This is a genomic window from Cellulosimicrobium sp. SJTW-1 (assembly GCF_047716875.1).
GTDB classification, from domain to species: Bacteria; Actinomycetota; Actinomycetes; order Actinomycetales; family Cellulomonadaceae; genus Cellulosimicrobium; species Cellulosimicrobium funkei.
Window position 1 is genome coordinate 294267 of record NZ_CP136680.1, and the last position, 18987, is coordinate 313253.

Consider the following 18987-nt stretch of genomic DNA (forward strand, 5'->3'; position numbering starts at 1 on the left):
TCCGCGGGCCCGCGCCGTCCCCGTCGCCCGCGGCCCCTCAGCCCGCGCGGAGCGCCGCCACGATGTCCTCGACCCGCTGCTTGGCGTCCCCGAAGAGCATCCCGGTGTTCTCGCGGAAGAACAGCGGGTTCTGCACCCCGGCGTAGCCCGCCGCCATGGACCGCTTGAAGACGACGACCTGCTTCGCCTCCCACACGTGCAGCACGGGCATCCCCGCGATGGGCGAGCCGGGGTCGTCGAGCGCGGCCGGGTTCACGGTGTCGTTCGCCCCGATGACGAGCACGACGTCCGTCCCGGCCAGGTCGTCGTTGATCTCGTCCATCTCGAGCACGATGTCGTACGGGACGCGCGCCTCCGCGAGCAGCACGTTCATGTGCCCGGGGAGCCTGCCCGCGACGGGGTGGACGCCGAAGCGGACCTGGGCGCCGCCGTCGCGCAGGATCTGCACGAGGTCGGCGACGGGGTACTGCGCCTTGGCGACCGCCATGCCGTAGCCCGGGGTGATGACGACGCTCCGCGCGTCGCGCAGGAGGGCCGCGACGTCGTCGGCGCTCACCTCGCGGTGCTCGCCCTGCGGGCCCTCGCCGCCCGCGGGGGCCGCACCCTCCTCGGCCCCGAAGCCGCCGAGGATGACGGACACGAACGACCGGTTCATGGCCCGGCACATGATGTAGCTGAGGATCGCACCGGAGGACCCGACGAGCGCGCCCGTGACGATGAGCAGGTCGTTGCCCAGCATGAAGCCGGCCGCGGCGGCGGCCCAGCCGGAGTACGAGTTGAGCATCGAGACGACGACGGGCATGTCGCCGCCCCCGATCGACGCGACGAGGTGCCAGCCCAGCGCGAGCGACACGACGGTGAGCAGCAGCAGCGGCCACACGGACGGCGCGACGACGAACCACGCGACGAGCCCGAGGCTCGCCACGAGCGCCCCGAGGTTGAGCAGGTTCCGGCCGGGGAGCTGGAGCGGCGCCGACCGCGTGCGGCCGGACAGCTTGAGGAACGCGACGACGGAGCCGGTGAACGTCACGGCGCCCACGAGCACGCCGAGCGAGACCTCGACGAGGTGCGCGACGTCGTCGTGCCCCGCGGCCTGCGCGGTGAGGTAGGAGTTGAAGCCGACGAGCACGGCCGCGGCCCCGACGAAGCTGTGCAGGATCGCGATGAGCTCGGGCATCTGCGTCATCTCGACGCGGCGGGCCCGCCACGTCCCGACGGCGGCGCCCACGAGGAGCACGACCGCGACGAGCAGCGCGGTGACGAGGACCGGGCGGGCGCTCGTGCCGAGCGCGAGGACGATCGTCGCGGCCAGGGCGAGGACCATGCCGACCATGCCGAGGACGTTGCCGCGGCGCGCGGACTCCTGCTTCGACAGGCCTGCGAGGCTCAGCACGAACAGGACGGCCGCGAGGACGTAGACGGCCTGGGCGACGGACGTGGCGGTCATCGGGCCACCCCCTGCGCGCGGGCGGGGACGTCCTTGCGGAACATGCCGATCATGCGGTTCGCGACGAGGAAGCCACCGAACACGTTGATGCTCGCGAGCGTCGCCGCGACGAGCGCGAGCGTCGTGACGACCCAGTCGTCGGAGCCGAGCTGCAGGAGCGCGCCGACGAGGATGATCCCGGAGATCGCGTTCGTCTGGGCCATGAGCGGCGTGTGCAGGGAGTGCGTGACGTTCGAGATGACGTAGTACCCGACGATCACCGCGAGCGTGAACACCGTGACGTGCCCGACGAGCGACGGCGGTGCGAACGACAGCGCGAGCGTGACGAGCACCGCGGCGAGCGCGGCGCCGACGGTCCGACGGCGGCGGCGCAGGCTCGCGGCCGCGGCGGCCTCCGCGGCGGCGCGCTCGCGGTCCGCGGCCTCCTGGGCGGGGTCCGGCGGTGGTGGTGCGGCGGGGGACGGCGCGGCGCTCACCGCGACGGGCGGCGGCGGCCAGAGGACCTCGCCGGCGCGCGCGACGGTCATGCCGCGCTGGACCGGGTCGTCGAGGTCGAGCACGGGCACGCCGTCCGTGCCGGGCGTGAGCAGCTCGAGCAGGTGCACGACGTTCGTCCCCAGGAGCTGCGACGTGTGCTGCGGGAGCCGGCCCGCGAGGTCGGTCCAGCCGACGACCACGACGCCGTTCTCGGTGACGACACGCTCGCCCGGCACGGTGAGCGCGCAGTTGCCGCCGCCCGAGGCCGCGAGGTCGACGACGACGCTCCCGGGCCGCATCCCGGCGACCGCCTCGGCCGTGAGGGTGCGCGGCGCCCGGCCGCGCACGAGCGCCGTCGTGACGACGACGTCCGCGTCGGCCGCCTCGCGCGCGTAGACGGCGAGGGCCGCCGCCTCCTGCTCGGGCGTGAGCGGCTTCGCGTACCCGTCGGCCGACATGCCCTGCTGCGCCGCGGGCTCGCGCACGGCGGTGCCGCCCATGGACTCGATCTGCTCGGCCGCCTCCGAGCGGACGTCGAACGCGCGCACCTGCGCGCCGAGGCTCGCGGCCGCGCCCACCGCGGCGAGGCCCGCGACGCCGCCGCCGATGACGAAGACCTTCGCGGGCGGCGTCTTGCCCGCGGCGGTGACCTGCCCGGCGAACATGCCGCCGTACTCGGCCGCGGCCTCGACGACGGCGCGGTAGCCCGCGACGTTCGACAGCGTGCTGAGGACGTCGAGGGCCTGGGCGCGAGAGATGCGGGGCACGGCGTCGAGCGCGAGCGCGGTCACGCCGTGGTCGGCGAGGCGCCGCACGAGGTCGGGGTCGTTCGCGGGGCCGAGCATCGCCACGAGGGTCGCGCCCGGGCGCAGGAGCGCCACCTGCGCGTCGGTGGGCGCGTTCACGGCGGTGACGACGTCGGCCCCCCACGCCGTCGCGGCGTCGACCACCGCGGCGCCCGCGGCCTCGTACGCGGCGTCGGAGAACGTGGCCCCCGCGCCCGCGTCGTGCTCGACGACCACCTCGTACCCGAGCGCCCGCAGGCGCTCGACCGTGCGCGGGGTCGCGGCGACCAGCCGCTCCCCGTCCCTCACCTCGCGGGGGACACCGATCCTCACGTGCGGGCTCCTCACCTCGTCGAGCATCGTGAGCGCCCGCGCGACCGGTGGGGACGGCGGGTGCGCGGCGAGCCTATCGGGGGCCGCCCGCGCCGTCCCGGGTCGAACGTCCCCGGGGCCGCGGCGTCCGCCCGCGCGGCGCGCGGACCGCGACGGGGCCGGGCGTGCGGGCTAGAGGTCGCCCTTCTTCTGCAGGAAGCGCATGGCGAACCAGCCGATGGGGATGCGCGCCCAGTACGTCGCGACGCGGAAGAGGAGGGTGGCCGACGTGGCGAGCGCGACCGGGACGCCGGCCGCGGTGAGCCCCGCGGTCAGCGCGAGCTCGATGGTGCCCAGGCCGCCCGGCGTCGGGACGGCGGCACCCGCCGCGTTGCCGACCAGGTAGATCACGGCGACGTCGACGAGGTCGAGCTCCTGCCCGAACGCCGCGAGCGCGGCGTCGAAGGCCAGCACGTAGCCGAGCGTCATGACGATGTTCCCCGCGAGGCCGACGGCGAGGCGCCCTGGCTGGCCGAGCATCTCCGAGAGCCGCGGCCAGACCTGCTGGACGGTCGGCCGGAGCTTGGCGAGCGCCCAGGTCCGCACTGCGGGCACGAGGAGCGTCGCGAGCACGGCGAGCGCGACGCCGCCGATGGCGAGCAGCACCGTCGTCGAGGGCAGCTGGACCAGGCCGCCCTCGCCGGTGAAGACGGACAGCACCACGAGGATGAGGATCGTCACGACGAACTGCGACACCTGCACGAGCGCGACGGTGGCGACGGCCATCGGCGTCGAGATGCCGCGCTTCGTGAGCAGCCGGAGGTTGAGCGCCGCCGGGCCGATCCCCGCGGGCGCGGCGAGCGCGACGTAGGAGCCGGCCGCCTGGGTCAGGTTGACGCGCCAGAACGGCAGGCGCTTCGGCGAGAACGCCGTGAGCGTCAGCGCGGCGCCGACCCACGTGAGGATGCCGAGGACGAACGACAGGACGGCCCACCACGGGTTCGCCTCGGTGACGGCCTCGGCGATCTGCTCGAAGTTGAACGACGTGACGAGCGCGGTCACCGCGGCGATCACGAGCGCGATCGTCAGCACCGTGCGGGCGCCGAACCGCGTGATCCGCTGCGGCTCGACGTCCGCCTCGGGCAGCCGCTCCACGAGCGCGGCGCGCAGCTCCTTGAGCAGCTCCTTGTCCTGCCGGATCTCCTCGCGCGTGCTCGGCGGCAGGGCGACCGACTGGAGCAGCGGGCCGATGGCGGCGATGTCGTCGTCGGGCAGCACGCTCACCGCGGACTCGACGGCGCGCTGCGCCCCGACGCGCAGCGCGAGCAGCGCGACCATCTGGGCGAGGTCCATGCGGCGCGCGAGCTCGGACGACGCGATGTCGCCCTGCTCCCACCCGGTGAGCCACACCTCCGGGGCGCCCGTCGCCGGGTCGTGCGAGACGAGCACGACGTCGGAGGTCAGGGCGCGGTGCGCGATCCCGGCGGAGTGGGCGAGGCGGAGCTGGCGCCACGCCTCGTTGAGCACCGAGCCGGTGACGTCCTCGACGGGCAGGTCGCGCAGCGACACGGCGCCCGTCGCGTGCTCCTGGACCAGCACCATCGAGTCGGCGGACTCGGCGACGCCCAGGAGCCGCGGCGTGCGGACGCCGGCCGCCCGTGCCGCGTAGGACAGGAGGGCCGTGCGCTCCGCGGCGGCGCGCAGCGAGATCGCGGCGCGACCCTCGCTGCCGCGCAGGCGCAGCGACCGCCAGAAGCGGGTGAGGAAGCCGACGACCTGGCGGTCGCCGTCGAGCACGACGACGTCGCGGCGCACGTCGTCCTCCGCGAGCATCGCGTAGACGCGGTTGTCGCCCGCGCGCGTCAGCGCGATCGCGGCCGGGTCGGACGGGGCGTCCTGCGGCTCGGGGGCGGCGTCCGTGCCTTGCGGGGCCTCGCTCTCGTCGGGGTGCGCGGCCCCGAGGTGGTGCGCCGCGAGGGCGGCGTCGGCGGTGAGGACGGTCCCGCCGTCGTCGCCCGCGCCCGGCGCGCGCAGCACGCCCACGTGCACCTCGGCCGTGATCCGGCCCTCGGCGTCGACCTCCGTGATCGGGTCGTCCGCCGCCTCGGCGAGCTCGTCGTCGTCGGTGACGTCGCGCACGCGGACGAGCGCCACGGGGGAGAAGCCCGCGCGCCGGACCCCGGCCACGAGGTCGGGCCCGTAGGCGCGCTCGCTGCGGACGCCGGAGACGTACCGCACGGCCAGCCCGGCGATGCGCCCGAGCAGCAGCGTGATGATGATGCCCGGCAGCGAGACCTGGCCGGTGATGAGCACGACGCCGATCGCGACGAACAGCAGGTTCCACGACCACTTGACGGTGCGTCGCCGGGTGCGCGTGCCCGCGGCCGTGAGGAGGCCGGCGATCGCGGCGACGTACAGGTAGTCGGGGATGGTGAGCTGCCACGACCCGTCGATGAACGCGGAGAGCCCGCGGATCAGGTCGTCGGAGCCCCACGTGCGCAGCGCGAGCACGACAAGCACCCCGAGGAGCAGGCCGAGCGCCGCGGCGACGATGGACTCGACGACCTGCCGCCCCAGCCGGCGCAGACCGAGCTCGACCAGCACGGCGAGCGGCACGAAGAGCGTGATGAGCCCTTCGAGCACGGTGACCGGGAGGAAGAGCACCCGGGCGAGCACGTCCGAGAAGTTCTGCACGTCCTCCGCGACGCCCTCGGTCGTGCCGTGCGCGTACACCGACATGAGCATGACGACCGCGACGCCTACCGCGCACAGCACGAGGTTGACGAAGTCGATCGGGTGCCGGACCCGCTGCTCGGCGGTGTCGACGACCCGGACGGTGCCCTCGTCGTCGGCGTCGCGCGGGGCGAGCAGCGCCTCGAGCGCGCCGGTCTGGGGACGGGCGTCACGTCGGCCCGACGCGGCGAGCGACCCGACCTCGACGACCGCGCCCCCGTGGGGCGTGTCGCCCGTCGTCGGCTCGGGCGCGGGGGAGGACATGCCTGCGAGTCTAGGTCCGGGGGTCCCGGCAGGCGCGGTATTTGGCCGATTCCTCCGGGTGATTCGCCCGGTTCGACCGCTTGTCCGATGCCCGTGGGGGGTTGTTCGACGGGCGGGTGTGAGGAAGGCCTCCCTAGCATGGGGGTGCGAGCACCCCTGGGGAGGTCGGCATGGCACGTGGCACGACGACGCAGCGCGACGAGGCCGGAGGCGCCGCACCCGCGACGCCGGACGAGAGCGGGCAGGAGCGCAACCCTTTCCGCCGGGTGTGGTGGCTCCCCGTCGTCCGCGGCACGCTCCTCGTCGTCCTGGGCCTGCTCCTCATGATCGAGCCGCTCGAGCAGCTGGGGACCCTCCGGGTCGTGCTGGGGGCGTTCCTCGTGGCCGACGGCGTGCTGGTCGCCGTGCAAGGGTTCGTGCACCGCAAGCAGGTCGGGTCGGCGTGGTGGCTCGCGCAGGCCGGGGTCAACGTCGTCTTCGGCGTCGTGGTGGCGCTGTGGCCGGACCTCGGCGCGACGGCGCTGTACTACGTCCTCGCCGTCTGGGTGCTCGTCCTCGGCATCACGACGATCGCCGGGGCGGCGGCGCTCGTGCGCAACCGCGACCTCGGCTGGGCGTGGATGCTCGCGGTGGGGATCGTGTCGGTGCTCTTCGGGATCCTCCTCGTCACGCGCCCGCTCGACGCCTTCGACGTGCTGCGCCTCGTGACCGTGGTGTTCGCCCTGTACGCCTTCGTGTCGGGGGCGATCCACGTGGTGTCCGGCTTCGCGGTCCGGGCGGTCGCACGCGAGCTCGCCGACCTGCGCGCGCAGGCGGTCGCGGCCGGTGTCGTCGTGACGGGCGGGTCGGTGCTGGGCGCCGCCGCGGTGCACCCGGGCGTCGCCCCGCCGTCGGCCGTGGGCGGGGCGCCCGCCGGAACCTTGGCCGCCGACCCGGCGGCTCCCGCGCCCGACGCGTCCCCGACGAGCGACCTCGCCCCGGCCGACCCCGCGCCGGCCGAGCCCGCCCCGGTGGAGCCCGCCCCGGTCGAGCCTGCCCCGGACGGCCCGGCAGCGGGTGGTCCCGGGGCAGCAGGACCGGAGGACCGCGCGGGCTCCTGAGGGCCGTGCGGCCGTCGTCCGCCAGGGCCGGGCGCCCCGAAAGGGGCGGGACCTTACACCCACGGCGCGACCGCCGTGAGTGTGTCTCACGTCACGACCGTTGCCCGGGGCGCAGGGTTACGACCGGGTAACAACGCTGGCGTTCTGTCCGGGTTTCTGTCGATCCTGACACCTGTGCGACACGGCACTGTGCTAGAAATCACGGCACTCCGCCGACAGGTCGGGGTCCTGGTGCGTGCAAGGTCGCGCCACCGGTGTCTCGCACCCCGAGAAACCCGAGAAAGAGGTAGACACATGACAGCGGTGTCCAGGAAGCGGCTCCTCGCCGCGGCCGCCGGCATCACGGCGGTGACGCTGACCCTGACCGCGTGCGGCGGGGGCCCGAGCGACGGCGAGGGCGACGGTGACGGCGGCGGTTCGGCGAGCGGCTCGCTCGTCATCGGCACCACCGACAAGATCACGGTGCTCGACCCGGCCGGCTCGTACGACAACGGCTCGTTCGCCGTGATGAACCAGGTCTTCCCGTTCCTCATGAACACCCCGTACGGCAGCCCCGACGTCGAGCCCGACATCGCGGAGTCGGCCGAGTTCACCTCGCCGACCGAGTACACGGTCAAGCTCAAGCCGGGCCTCAAGTGGGCCAACGGCAACGACCTCACGTCGTCCGACGTGAAGTTCTCGTTCGACCGCCAGGTCGCGATCAACGACGAGAACGGGCCGGCGTCGCTGCTCTACAACCTCGACAGCGTCGAGGCGCCCGACGACACGACCGTCGTCTTCCACCTCAAGAGCGAGAACGACCAGCTCTTCCCGCAGATCCTGTCCAGCCCGGCGGGCCCGATCGTCGACGAGGACGTCTTCGCGGCCGACGCGCTCACCTCGGACCAGGACATCGTCGACGGCAAGGCGTTCGCCGGCCAGTACACGATCACGGGCTACAAGTTCAACGAGCTCGTCTCCTACGAGGCGTACGACGGCTACGAGGGCCTCCTCGGCCCGGCGAAGACCGACAAGGTCGCGGTGAAGTACTTCGCCGAGGCGTCGAACATGAAGCTCGAGATCCAGCAGGGCAAGATCGACGTCGCGTGGCGCAGCCTGTCCGCGACGGACATCGAGGACCTGCGCGGCAACGACGACGTCAAGGTCGTGGACGGTCCCGGCGGCGAGATCCGCTACATCACGTTCAACTTCGACACCCAGCCGTTCGGTGCGAAGACGCCGGAGGCCGACCCGGCCAAGGCGCTGGCCGTGCGCCAGGCCGCCGCGTCGCTCATCGACCGCGACGAGCTCTCGGACCAGGTCTACAAGGGCACCTACACCCCGCTGTACTCCTACGTCCCCGCGGGCCTGACCGGCGCCGCCGAGCCGCTCAAGGAGATGTACGGCGACGGCGCGGGCAAGCCCGACGCCGCGAAGGCGCAGCAGCTCCTGACCGACGCCGGCGTCGAGACGCCCGTGACGCTCAACCTGCAGTACTCGAACGACCACTACGGCCCGTCGTCGGCCGACGAGTACGCGCTCATCAAGGACCAGCTCGAGAAGGACGGCCTCTTCACGGTCAACCTGCAGACCACCGAGTGGGTCACGTACGCCAAGGAGCGCACGTCCGACGTCTACCCGGCGTACCAGCTCGGCTGGTTCCCGGACTACTCCGACGCGGACAACTACCTCACGCCGTTCTTCCTCACGGAGAACTTCCTGGTGAACCACTACGCCAACCAGGAGGTCAACGACCTCATCCTCCAGCAGGCGGCGACGCCCGACGCCGACGAGCGCACCGCGCTCATCGAGGAGATCCAGAGCAAGGTCGCGGCGGACCTGTCCACGCTCCCGTACCTCCAGGGCGCGCAGGTCGCGGTCGTCGGGACGGACGTGGAGGGGGCCGAGGACACGCTGGACCCGTCCTTCAAGTTCCGCTACGCGGCGCTGTCCAAGGGCTGACCGGCAGCCGCCCCAGCCGCCCGGCCCTCCCCGCGCGACCCGCGGGGAGGGCCGGGCACCGCTCGTCCGGACCGGCGACCACGCCGACGCCCCGGGCACCTGAGGAAGAGACGACATGACGACCACCACCACCGACGTGCCCGTCGGCGAGGACGCGCCCCGCGGCCCCGGCCGCGCGGGGCGGGTGCGCACCCCGCGCACGACCCGCCGTCGCGGCGGCGGGCTCGGGAGCTACATCCTGGTCCGCGCGCTGCTCATCATCCCGACGGTCTTCATCCTCGTGACCACGGTCTTCGTGGTCATGCGGGCCACGGGCGACCCGATCACCGCGGCGCTCGGCGGCCGGCTCACGCCGGACCAGCTCGCCGAGCGCATCCACGAGGCCGGGTACGACCGCCCGGTGGTCGTGCAGTACCTCGAGTACCTCGGCGGCATCGTCCGCGGCGACTTCGGCACGACGATCAGCGACAACCGCCCGGTCACCGAGGTGCTCGCGACGTACGGCACCGCGACGCTCGAGCTCGCGGTCTACGCCCTGCTCGTCGCGTTCGTGGTCGGCATCCCGCTGGGCATGCTCGCGGGCTACCTGCGCGACCGCGTGCCCGACGCGATCCTGCGCGTCTCCGCGATCCTCGCCTACGCGACGCCCGTGTTCTTCGCCGGCCTCATGCTCAAGCTCGTCTTCTCGGTGTGGCTCGGCTGGCTGCCCGTGTCCGGGCGCGCGTCCACCGACGCGGAGATCGAGCTGCAGTTCCTCGACGACCCGACCGGCTTCTACCTGATCGACGCGATCCGGACGGGCGACCCCGCGATCGTCGGCGACGTGCTCCAGCACGCCGTCCTGCCGGCGCTCGCGCTCGGGCTGCTCACGGCGGGCGTGTTCCTCCGGCTCGTGCGCACCAACGTCATCGGGACGCTCTCGACCGACTACGTGGTCGCGGCGCGGTCGCGCGGCGTGCGCGAGTCCCGGCTCGTGCGCGCGCACGCGTGGCGCCCCGCGCTCATCCCCATCATCACCGTCATCGGTCTGCAGGTCGCGATGCTCCTCGCGGGCGCCGTGCTCACCGAGACGACGTTCGAGTGGAAGGGGCTCGGCTTCCAGCTCGCCGAGTACCTCCAGGCGCGCGACTTCGTCGCCGTGCAGGGGATCGTCGTGCTCATGGCCGTGATCGTCGCGGTCACGAACTTCCTCGTCGACATCATCGCGGCGCTCATCGACCCGAGGGTGAGGTACTGACATGGTCGCGGAGACCGTCGTCCCGGCCGGTCCGGAAACCGGGGGCCCCGTCCCCGTCGTCGTCCCCGAGCGCGGGCGCGTCGCGTGGTGGAAGCGCCTGCCCGTCGTCCACCAGCTCCGGCAGAGCGTCGGGCTGCAGCGCGGCATGCTCGTCACCGGCCTCGTCATCACGGGCCTCTTCCTGCTCACCGCCGCCCTCGCGCCCGTGCTCGCCCCCTACGGGTACAGCCAGCTCCGCACCGCGGACGGGCCTTTCGGCGCGCAGCAGCCGCCGTCGGCCGAGCACCTGCTCGGCACGACCGTCGGCGGCTACGACGTCCTGTCGCGCGTCATCTGGGGCGCGCAGACGGCGCTCCTCGTCATCGTCGTGGCGATCCTCGCCTCGATCGTCGTCGGGGTGCTGCTCGGGCTCGTCTCCGGGTACTTCGGCGGCTGGGCCGACCGCCTGCTCGTCGTGGTCTGCGACGCGATCTACGCGTTCCCGTCCCTGCTCCTCGCGATCCTCATGGCGATCGTCATCTCCGGCGGCCAGTCGAGCATGTGGGGCGGCATCCTCGCCGCGGCCTTCTCGATCACCGTGGTGTTCGTGCCGCAGTACTTCCGTGTCACGCGCGCGGAGGTCGTGCGGATCAAGGGCGAGGCGTTCGTCGACTCGGCGCGCGTGCTCGGCACGCCGCACCGGCGCATCATGGTGCGCCACGTCCTGCGGAACTCGACCCGCACGCTGCCGCTCATCGTCACGCTCAACGCGTCCGAGGCGATCCTCACGCTCGCCGGGCTCGGGTTCCTCGGGTTCGGCATCGAGCCGACCGCGGCCGCCGAGTGGGGCTACGACCTCAACAAGGCCGTGTCCGACGTGACGAGCGGCATCTGGTGGACCGCGCTCTTCCCGGGCCTCGCGATCGTGCTCGTGGTGCTCGGCATCACGCTCGTCGGCGAGAGCCTCAACGACCTCGCCGACCCGCGGCTGCGCTCGCGCCGCGCGTCCGCCGAGGTGTCGGGCGACGTCGCGGAGACGTCGGTCGTGCCGGGCGGCACGCTCACCGCCGGTCCCGGCGGCCTCGACGCGATCGAGGGCGCGGGCTCGCGCTCCGACGAGCTCGCCGCCGTCCCCGGGCAGCGCGACCCCGACGCCGTCGGGCTCGACGGGCGGCCCGGCGGCACGGCGGACGACGGCCCTCCGACAGGTCCGGCGGCGGGCCCCGCGGCCGGTCCTGCGCCTGCTCCGGCGGACGCGCCCCACGACGAGACGGAGGACCGGCGATGAGCGCCGTGACCGAGACGACCCGCCGCGAGAGCGGTGACGCCGCACGCCCCGTCGTGACGATCCGCGACCTCGCGGTGTCGTTCGCGACCGACGCCGGGGCCGTGCGCGCCGTCGACGGCGTCGACCTGGAGGTCGCACCCGGGGAGGTGCTGGCCGTCGTCGGCGAGTCGGGCTCCGGCAAGACGGTGACCGCGAAGACGATCCTCGGCCTGCTGCCGTCGACCGCGACGGCGCGCGGCGCCGTCGTGCTGACGAACAAGGCCGGGACGGCCGACCACGACGTCGTGACGCTGGGCGGGGAGCGGCTGCGCCAGGTCCGCGGGACCGACGTCGCGATGGTCTTCCAGGAGCCGTCCGCCGCGCTCAACCCGGTGTACACGGTGGGCTGGCAGATCGTCGAGGGCATCCGGGCGCACACGAAGGTGTCGCGGCGCGAGGCGCGCCGGCGCGCGGTCGACGTGCTGCGGCGCGTCGGCATCCCGGACCCGGAGACGCGCGTCGACCACTACCCGCACCAGTTCTCCGGCGGGCAGAAGCAGCGCATCGTCATCGCCATGGCCCTCGTGCTCGACCCGGGGCTCATCGTCGCGGACGAGCCCACGACCGCGCTCGACGTGACCGTCCAGGCCGAGATCCTCGACCTCCTGCGCCGGTGCCGCGACGAGTTCGGCACGGCCATCGTGCTCATCACGCACAACATGGGCGTCGTCGCGGACCTCGCCGACCGGGTCGCGGTCATGTACCAGGGGAAGGTCGTCGAGCAGGCGCCCGCGCGCGAGCTCTTCGCCGCCCCGCAGGCCGCGTACACGCGCGCGCTGCTCGACTCCGTGCCGCGCGTCGGCGAGGGGACCGCGCGGGCCGAGGCCCGCGCGTCGGCCCGCGACGTCGGATGGGCGGACGCGGAGCCCGTGGTGGCGGCGCAGGGACTGACCGTCACCTACCCGGGCCGCCTGCGCCGTCCCGGCTTCACCGCGGTCGACGACGTCTCGCTCACCATCCGGCCCGGCGAGGTGCTCGGCCTCGTGGGCGAGTCCGGCTCCGGCAAGACGACGTTCGCGCGCGCCGTCGCCGGCCTCACCCGGGTGACGGGCGGGTCGCTGCGCGTGCTCGGCGTCGAGATGAACGGCGTGAAGGAGCGCGAGCTGCGCCCCGTGCGGCCGCGCATCGGGTTCGTGTTCCAGGACCCCGCGACGAGCTTCAACCCGCTGCTCACGATCGCGGACTGCGTCGCGGAGCCGCTCGTCGTGCACGGGCGCGCGGAGTCGCCCCAGGCGGCGCGCGGGCGCGTCGACGAGCTCCTGGAGGCCGTGCAGCTCCCGCGGTCGTACGGTGACCGGTTCCCGCACGAGCTCTCCGGCGGGCAGCGCCAGCGCGCGTCGCTCGCCCGGGCCCTCGCGCTCGACCCGGAGCTGCTCGTAGCCGACGAGCCGACGTCGGCGCTCGACGTCTCCGTGCAGGCGCGCGTGCTCGAGCTGTTCGCCGAGCTGCAGCGCGAGCTGGGCTTCGCGAGCCTGTTCGTGTCGCACGACCTCGCCGTCGTGGACCTGCTGTCCGACCGCATCGCGGTGCTCTACCGCGGGCGGCTGGTCGAGGAAGGTACGGGCGCCGAGGTGCTGGGCAGCCCGCGCGAGGAGTACACGCAGCGCCTCCTCGCGTCCCTGCCCGTGCCCGACCCGGTGCTCCAGGCGGAGCGCCGCGAGCAGCTCCGCGCGCTCCGCGGCGCCTGACGCCCTGGCCTGCCGAGGGAGAGCCGTGGTCCCGTGGGGTAGAGCGGTGGTCTGGTGAAGTAGAGCCCTGGTCTGCCGAGGTAGAGCCGTGGTCTGCCGAGGTAGAGCCGTGGTCTGCCGAGACAGAGCCCTGGTCTGCCGAGGTAGAGCCCTGATCCGGACGACCTCGGCTCTCCCTCGGCGGGCGGCGTCAGGCGAGGCCCAGGGACTGCTTCCACTCCAGGGGGAGCAGCGCGTACCCGACGAACGCGACGACGTCGAGCAGGGTGTGCGCGATCACGAGCGGCATGACGCGGTGCTGGCCCCAGCGGGACGTGTAGAACCACGAGAACACGACGCCCATGACGACGTTCCCCACGAACGGCCCGAAGCCCTGGTACAGGTGGTAGGACCCGCGCAGGAGCGAGCTCCACACGACGAACTTCACGCGGCCCCAGCCGAGGTCGCGCGTGCGCTCGAACAGGTAGCCGACCGCGATGACCTCCTCGAGCAGGCCGTTCTGCAGCGCGGCGAGGATGAGCACGGGCACCGTCCACCACGCGGCGTTGAGCGCCGACGCCTGCACCTCGACCGTGATGCCGAGGACACGGCCGAGCGCGTAGAACCCCAGGCCGGGGATGCCGATGGCCGCGGCGAGCGCGAACCCCCAGCCGACGTCGCGCAGGGGCCGGGCGCCGTCGAGCCCGATGGCGCGGACGGCGGAGCGGCCGCGCGCGCTGAGCAGGTAGAGCGCGAGCGCGACGGGCAGCACGGCGAAGAAGATCCCGACGAGCTGGTAGGCGAGGTCGAGGTACGGGCGGGCCGACCGGCTCACGTTGAGGCTCGCGGACTGCTCGCCGAGCGGGGTCCCGGCGGTGAGCCGCGCGACGATGTTGATGATCGCGTAGACCGCCGACTTGCCGAGGCTGAGCCCGAGCACGATCCAGATCTCCGCGCCGATACGACGGCGCGTGGCGCGGTCCGGGCGCGCGGGAGCGCCGTCGGCGGTGCCGGGGACGACGGCGGCCGTCGGGCCGGGCACGGGCGCGGCGGGGGAGCCGGGAGCGGTCAGGTCGGGCACGGTCCGGTTATAGCACCGCTCACCGAAAGCCACCTCGGTGCCTCCTGGACGACACCTGTCCACCGACCACGGTCGGAGCGCCCCGCGAGCACGCGATCCGGGACCGGATCGAGACGAGAGCGGTCGCGGACCCGGTGCTCGGCGGGTGGGGAGTTATGGGCGAGGTGGGCGGCCCGGGCGGCGGGGTGGGCGGACGTCGCGGGGGAGGCGGCCCGCGTCGTCGAGCGCTCGGCGCAGGAGCATCTCGATCTGCGCGTTGACGCTGCGCAGGTCGTCGCCGGCCCAGCGGGCGAGGGCGTCGTGCACGGCGGGGTCGAGGCGCAGGAGGACCGACTTGCGCTGCGGCCGCTGCGCTCGGCCCGCGCCCGGGGTCGTCTCCGTGCCCGTGTCTGCGCCCGCGCCCGCGCCGGGCGCTGTGCCCGACGACGCCTGCTCGCCCGGCGAGGGTGCGTCGCCCTCCGGCGTGGCCGGCTCCCCCGCGGGCACGCCGCGGCCCGACGACGGCCGGTCGCCGTCGTCGGGCGCGTCGCGCTTCTCGGGCGGCGTGGGCCCGACGGGCGTCACTGGTACAGGGACCCCGTGTTGACGACGGGCGTCACGCGGCTGTCGCCGCAGAGCACCACGAGGAGGTTGGAGACCATCGTCGCGCGGCGCTCGTCGTCGAGCGTGACGATGTCCTCGGCCTCGAGGCGGGACAGGGCGTCCTCGACCATGGAGACCGCGCCCTCGACGATGCGCGAGCGTGCCGCGATGATCGCCCCGGCCTGCTGGCGCTGGAGCATCGCCTGCGCGATCTCGGGCGCATAGGCGAGGTTGGAGATGCGGGCCTCGATGACCTCGACGCCCGCCACGACGACGCGCTCCGCGACCTCCGCCGCGATCTCGGCCGAGACGACCTCCGTCGCGCCGCGCAGCGACTCCTCGCCGGCCTCGGCGTCGTCGTACGGGTGGGACATGGCGACGTGGCGCAGCGCGGACTCGGCCTGGACCACGACGAAGTCGTCGTAGTCCTCGACCGCGAACGACGCCTTGGCGGTGTCGGCGACCTGCCAGACGACGATCGCGGCGATGTTGATGGGGTTGCCGTCGGCGTCGTTGACCTTGAGCTCGCTCGTCTCGAAGTTCCGGACGCGCACGGACACGCGGCGGCGGGTGCTGAGCGGCACCGTCGCGACGAGGCCCGTGGTGCGGACGGTGCCGAGGTAGCGGCCGAAGAACTGGACGACGACCGTCTCGCCGGGGTTGATGACGGCGACGCCGGTCGGGACGAGCACGCCCGCGAGGAACGCCAGGACGCCGAGCGTGATGAGCACGGCGGGGTTGCCGGCCTCCGCCGCGGCGGCCACGACGAGCCCCGTGCCGCCGAGGAGAAGGACGATGCTCAGCGCGATGACGGCGGCCGCGCCGCCCGCGCCGAGGGACCAGGCGGGCCGCTCGGTGACGTCGACGCGCGTGCCGTCGTGGCCGACGGGGCGGCCGGTCGGTTCGCCGCCGACGGACTCCTGCGGGGGTGCTGCGCTCTCGGTCACGATGGTCGTCCTCTCCTGCGGCGGGGCCGCGTCGTGTATAGCAAAGTGATATCACATTTCGGAGGAGCGCCGCATCCGTCTCCCGGGTCTTGCGCGACGGCGCCCGCGTGTGGGAATCTACAAACAGGTTTGCAGTGCAAAGTAGTTTCCGGAACGTCCCGCACCACCGAGAGGCCACCATGACGACCGACCACGGCGACGCCGTCCACGACGGAGCCGTCGGCGAGCCCGACGAGCCGTCCCTCGGCGCCGCCGAGACGCTCCGCCTCATCCGGGAGCAGCAGGAGCGCGCGCGCCAGGCGACCGAGCCCGACTCCCGGCTGCTGTTCCTCGCGTGGGGCGTCGCGTGGCTCGTCGGCTACCTGTGCCTGTGGACGAGCGCGGTCCGGGTCGCGGACGGGACCGCGACGGTCCGCGTCACGAGCGGCGCCGGTCAGGTCATGGGCGCCCAGCCCGAGCCGTGGGCCTTCTGGGTCTTCTTCAGCCTCATCGCGGCCGCCGTCGCGTTCACGATCGTCCACAGCGTCACGCGCACCGCCGGGACGCGCGGCGTGAGCGCCCGCACCGGGGCGATGTACGGGTGGTCGTGGATGCTCGGGTTCCTCTGCTTCGGCCTCGTGCTCGGCGGGCTGGCCCGCGCCGGGGCGTCCGAGGAGGTCATGGCGCTCGCCAGCAACGCGTTCGCGTGCGTCGTCGTCGGCCTCCTCTACCTCGGCGGCGCGGCCGCGTTCGGCGACCGCGGGCTGTTCGTCCTCGGGGTGTGGATCCTGCTCACCGCGGCCGTCGCGACGTTCGCCGGGCTGCCGCTCACCTACCTCGTCATGGCGCTCGCGGGCGGCGGCGGCTTCCTCGTCATGGCCGGGATCGAGCAGGTCGTGCGCGTCCGACGACGGCGTCGCGCGTCCCGCCCCGTGCCCGCCCGGCCGGCGGAGGGTGCGGCCGATGCCTGAGACCGAGCTCGACCCCGTCATCCACGCGCCCGCGCGGCTGCGCGTGGTCGCGACGCTCGCCACCCTCCCGACGGGCGACGAGCTGTCCTTCCCCAAGCTCCAGAAGCTCCTCGACATGACCGCGGGCAACCTCTCGACGCACCTGCGCAAGCTCGAGGACGCCGGCTACGTGACCGTCACCAAGACGCACGAGGGCCGCACGCCCGCCACCTACCTGTCCCTCACCGCCCGCGGTCGCGTCGCCTTCGAGGACTACACGACCGCCCTCGACGCCCTCCTGAAGGGAGCCCGACCATGAGCGACGAGCGCACCGAGCGCGCCCCGCGCACCGGCCCGGTCCGGACCGCCCGAGCCGAGCCCGCGCCGTCGGGCACGGACCGCACCCCGCCCGTGGTCGCCGTCGACCGCGTGACGCGTCGCTTCGGTGCGGTCGTCGCGCTCGACGACGTCTCCCTCACCGTCGGGGGTGGTGAGCTCGTCGGGCTGCTCGGCCCGAACGGCGCCGGGAAGTCGACGCTGCTGTCCCTGGTCAGCGGGCAGCGGCGGCCCGACTCCGGGACGGTGCGGCTCCTCGGGGGCGACCCGCGCGACGCGCGCAGCCGCGTCGGCCTCGGTCTCACGCCGCAGGAGACGGGCCTGCCCGCGACGCTCAAGGTGCGGGAGGTCGTGGACTTCGTCGGCGGCCACTACCCCGACCCGGTCCCGACGGCGGAGCTGCTCGAGCAGTTCGGCCTCACCGAGCTCGCGGGCCGCCAGACGGGCGCGATGTCCGGCGGGCAGAAGCGCCGCCTCGCCGTCGCGCTCTCGCTGGTGGGCCGCCCGCGCGTCGTGCTGCTCGACGAGCCGACGACAGGGCTCGACGTCGGCGCGCGCCAGGCGCTGTGGGACGCGATCCGCGCGTACCACGCGGGCGGCGGGACGGTGCTGCTCACGAGCCACTACCTCGAGGAGGTGCAGGCGCTCGCGCAGCGCGTCGTCGTCATCGACCAGGGCGTCGTGAAGGCCGACGACTCGCTCGACGCGATCCTGCGGCGCGTGTCCCTGCGGCGCGTCGTCGTCGGGTCGGCCGTCGACCTGCGCGACCGTCCGGGCGTCGTGCGGGCCGACCGCCTCGGCGACGGCCGCCAGGAGCTGTACACGCCCGACGCCGACGCGCTCGTGCGCGAGCTCGTCACCTCGGGCGTCGACTTCCACGACCTCGAGATCCGAGGCGCGAGCCTCGAGGAGGCGTTCGAGCAGATGGTCGCGCGCGACGCGGCCCCGACGACGGAGGCACGGGCCCGATGACCACCACGACCACCACCCCGCGGACGGCGGCTCTGCCCGGGCCGCTGCGCCTCACGTGGCTGCACCTCAAGTACCAGTTCCTCGAGACCGTGCGCGTACCCGTCGCGGTGCTCGGCAACCTGCTGTTCCCCGCGCTCGCGATGTTCTTCTTCGTCGTGCCGCAGAAGGCCGTGGCGCAGGACCCGGTGGCGGCGACCATGGCCGTCGCGTCGCTCGGTCTGTTCGCGATCTGCTCGGCGAGCCTGTTCACGTACGGGCTCGGCGTCGCGGAGGACCGGCAGCTGCCGTTCGACCCGTTCGTCCGCACGCTGCCCGCGGGGCCCGCGCCGCGCATGGCGGCGCGCGTGCTCAACGGCGGGATCTTCTCGCTGTTCGGCCTCGTGCCGCTCATCCTCATCGGCTGGCTGTTCACCGACGCGAGCGTCACCGCGACCCAGCTCCTCGCGGGCGTCGGGACGGTGCTGCTCGTGTCCGTGCCGTTCGTGCTGCTCGGCATGGCGATCGGCTACTCGCTGTCGGCGAAGGCGGCGCTCCCGGTCGTGCAGGTGATCCTCTTCCCGCTCGCGTTCGCGGGCGGCCTGTTCCTGCCGCCGTTCCTCTTCCCCGACTGGCTCGACGCGATCTCGAAGGCCACCCCGACCCGCGCGGGCCGCGACCTGCTCGTCCAGGCCCTCACGGGCGAGCCGGCGTACGGCGCGGCGTGGTTCGTGCTCCTGGGCTGGACGGTGCTGTTCGCCGTCCTCGCGGTCGGCGCCTACCGCCGCGACGAGGGCCGCCGCTTCCGCTGACCCTCATTCTGACCCCCACCCCTCCCGCCGAGCACGGGATCAGCGACCGGATCCGAGCGGTTCCGGTCGCCGTCCCCGTGTTC

14 protein-coding genes and 1 pseudogene are annotated in these 18987 nt (G+C 73.9%); 9 read left to right on the top strand and 6 right to left on the bottom strand.

The annotated features are described in order from the left end of the window. Nucleotides 1–37: 37 nt before the first annotated feature. The 3 genes from pntB to RSE42_RS01435 all read right to left on the bottom strand — a co-directional run bounded on the left by pntB (nt 38) and on the right by RSE42_RS01435 (nt 6018). On the bottom strand, nt 38–1447 hold the full coding sequence (gene pntB, locus RSE42_RS01425; RefSeq protein WP_194227739.1) for a Re/Si-specific NAD(P)(+) transhydrogenase subunit beta: 1410 nt from the start codon (nt 1445–1447) through the stop codon (nt 38–40). Continuing rightward, a complete protein-coding gene (locus RSE42_RS01430) occupies nt 1444–3042 on the bottom strand; it encodes a Re/Si-specific NAD(P)(+) transhydrogenase subunit alpha (RefSeq protein ID WP_194521737.1) in 1599 nt (532 codons plus the stop codon). Before RSE42_RS01430 ends, pntB begins: the two co-directional genes overlap by 4 nt. Nucleotides 3043–3213: 171 nt before the next feature. Continuing rightward, nucleotides 3214–6018, bottom strand: a complete 2805-nt coding sequence (locus RSE42_RS01435) for a lysylphosphatidylglycerol synthase domain-containing protein (RefSeq protein ID WP_415297689.1) — start codon at nt 6016–6018, stop codon at nt 3214–3216. 170 nt (nt 6019–6188) lie between these two features. Between RSE42_RS01435 and RSE42_RS01440 the strand changes: the two genes are divergently transcribed. The 5 genes and pseudogenes from RSE42_RS01440 to RSE42_RS01460 all read left to right on the top strand — a co-directional run bounded on the left by RSE42_RS01440 (nt 6189) and on the right by RSE42_RS01460 (nt 13290). Next, entirely contained in the window at nt 6189–7118 is a 930-nt protein-coding gene (locus RSE42_RS01440) for an HdeD family acid-resistance protein (protein ID WP_137279910.1), read from the top strand. Between the two features lie 294 nt (nt 7119–7412). Further along, on the top strand, nt 7413–9059 hold the full coding sequence (locus RSE42_RS01445; protein ID WP_144721038.1) for an ABC transporter substrate-binding protein: 1647 nt from the start codon (nt 7413–7415) through the stop codon (nt 9057–9059). A gap of 115 nt (nt 9060–9174) precedes the next feature. After that, on the top strand, nt 9175–10296 hold the full coding sequence (locus tag RSE42_RS01450) for an ABC transporter permease (RefSeq protein WP_085386785.1): 1122 nt from the start codon (nt 9175–9177) through the stop codon (nt 10294–10296). Nucleotides 10297–10441: 145 nt separating this feature from the next. Continuing rightward, nucleotides 10442–11297 (top strand): annotated as a pseudogene (locus tag RSE42_RS01455) (ABC transporter permease); the annotation flags it as partial. A gap of 262 nt (nt 11298–11559) precedes the next feature. Further along, on the top strand, nt 11560–13290 hold the full coding sequence (locus RSE42_RS01460) for a dipeptide ABC transporter ATP-binding protein (protein WP_137279908.1): 1731 nt from the start codon (nt 11560–11562) through the stop codon (nt 13288–13290). Nucleotides 13291–13480: 190 nt separating this feature from the next. Here RSE42_RS01460 and RSE42_RS01465 read toward each other — a convergent pair whose 3' ends face one another. From RSE42_RS01465 to RSE42_RS01475, 3 genes are all read right to left on the bottom strand, one after another. Continuing rightward, nucleotides 13481–14341: a CPBP family intramembrane glutamic endopeptidase gene (locus RSE42_RS01465; protein WP_415298810.1), complete on the bottom strand. Its 861-nt coding sequence runs from the start codon at nt 14339–14341 to the stop codon at nt 13481–13483. 162 nt (nt 14342–14503) lie between these two features. Then, the gene (locus tag RSE42_RS01470; RefSeq protein WP_409141218.1) at nt 14504–14914 is read right to left on the bottom strand and encodes a hypothetical protein; all 411 of its coding nucleotides are present in this window, start codon (nt 14912–14914) and stop codon (nt 14504–14506) included. Beyond that, nucleotides 14911–15879 (bottom strand): SPFH domain-containing protein, encoded by a 969-nt coding sequence (locus RSE42_RS01475; protein ID WP_021482834.1) that lies wholly within the window; start codon nt 15877–15879, stop codon nt 14911–14913. The genes RSE42_RS01470 and RSE42_RS01475 overlap by 4 nt, the downstream gene beginning before the upstream one ends. Nucleotides 15880–16058: 179 nt before the next feature. Here RSE42_RS01475 and RSE42_RS01480 point away from each other — a divergent pair, with 179 nt between their 5' ends. The 4 genes from RSE42_RS01480 to RSE42_RS01495 are packed head-to-tail and all read left to right on the top strand — an operon-like array spanning nt 16059 to nt 18904. Next, nucleotides 16059–16829 carry a hypothetical protein gene (locus RSE42_RS01480; RefSeq protein ID WP_137279905.1) on the top strand — a complete coding sequence of 257 codons (771 nt, stop codon included), beginning with the start codon at nt 16059–16061 and terminating at the stop codon, nt 16827–16829. Then, nucleotides 16822–17127 carry a transcriptional regulator gene (locus tag RSE42_RS01485; protein WP_021482836.1) on the top strand — a complete coding sequence of 102 codons (306 nt, stop codon included), beginning with the start codon at nt 16822–16824 and terminating at the stop codon, nt 17125–17127. The genes RSE42_RS01480 and RSE42_RS01485 overlap by 8 nt, the downstream gene beginning before the upstream one ends. Then, nucleotides 17124–18116, top strand: coding sequence for an ABC transporter ATP-binding protein (locus tag RSE42_RS01490; RefSeq protein ID WP_144721048.1), 993 nt, complete (start codon nt 17124–17126; stop codon nt 18114–18116). Before RSE42_RS01485 ends, RSE42_RS01490 begins: the two co-directional genes overlap by 4 nt. Then, nucleotides 18113–18904, top strand: coding sequence for an ABC transporter permease (locus RSE42_RS01495; protein WP_137279903.1), 792 nt, complete (start codon nt 18113–18115; stop codon nt 18902–18904). The genes RSE42_RS01490 and RSE42_RS01495 overlap by 4 nt, the downstream gene beginning before the upstream one ends. The last annotated feature ends 83 nt before the right edge of the window (nt 18905–18987 follow it).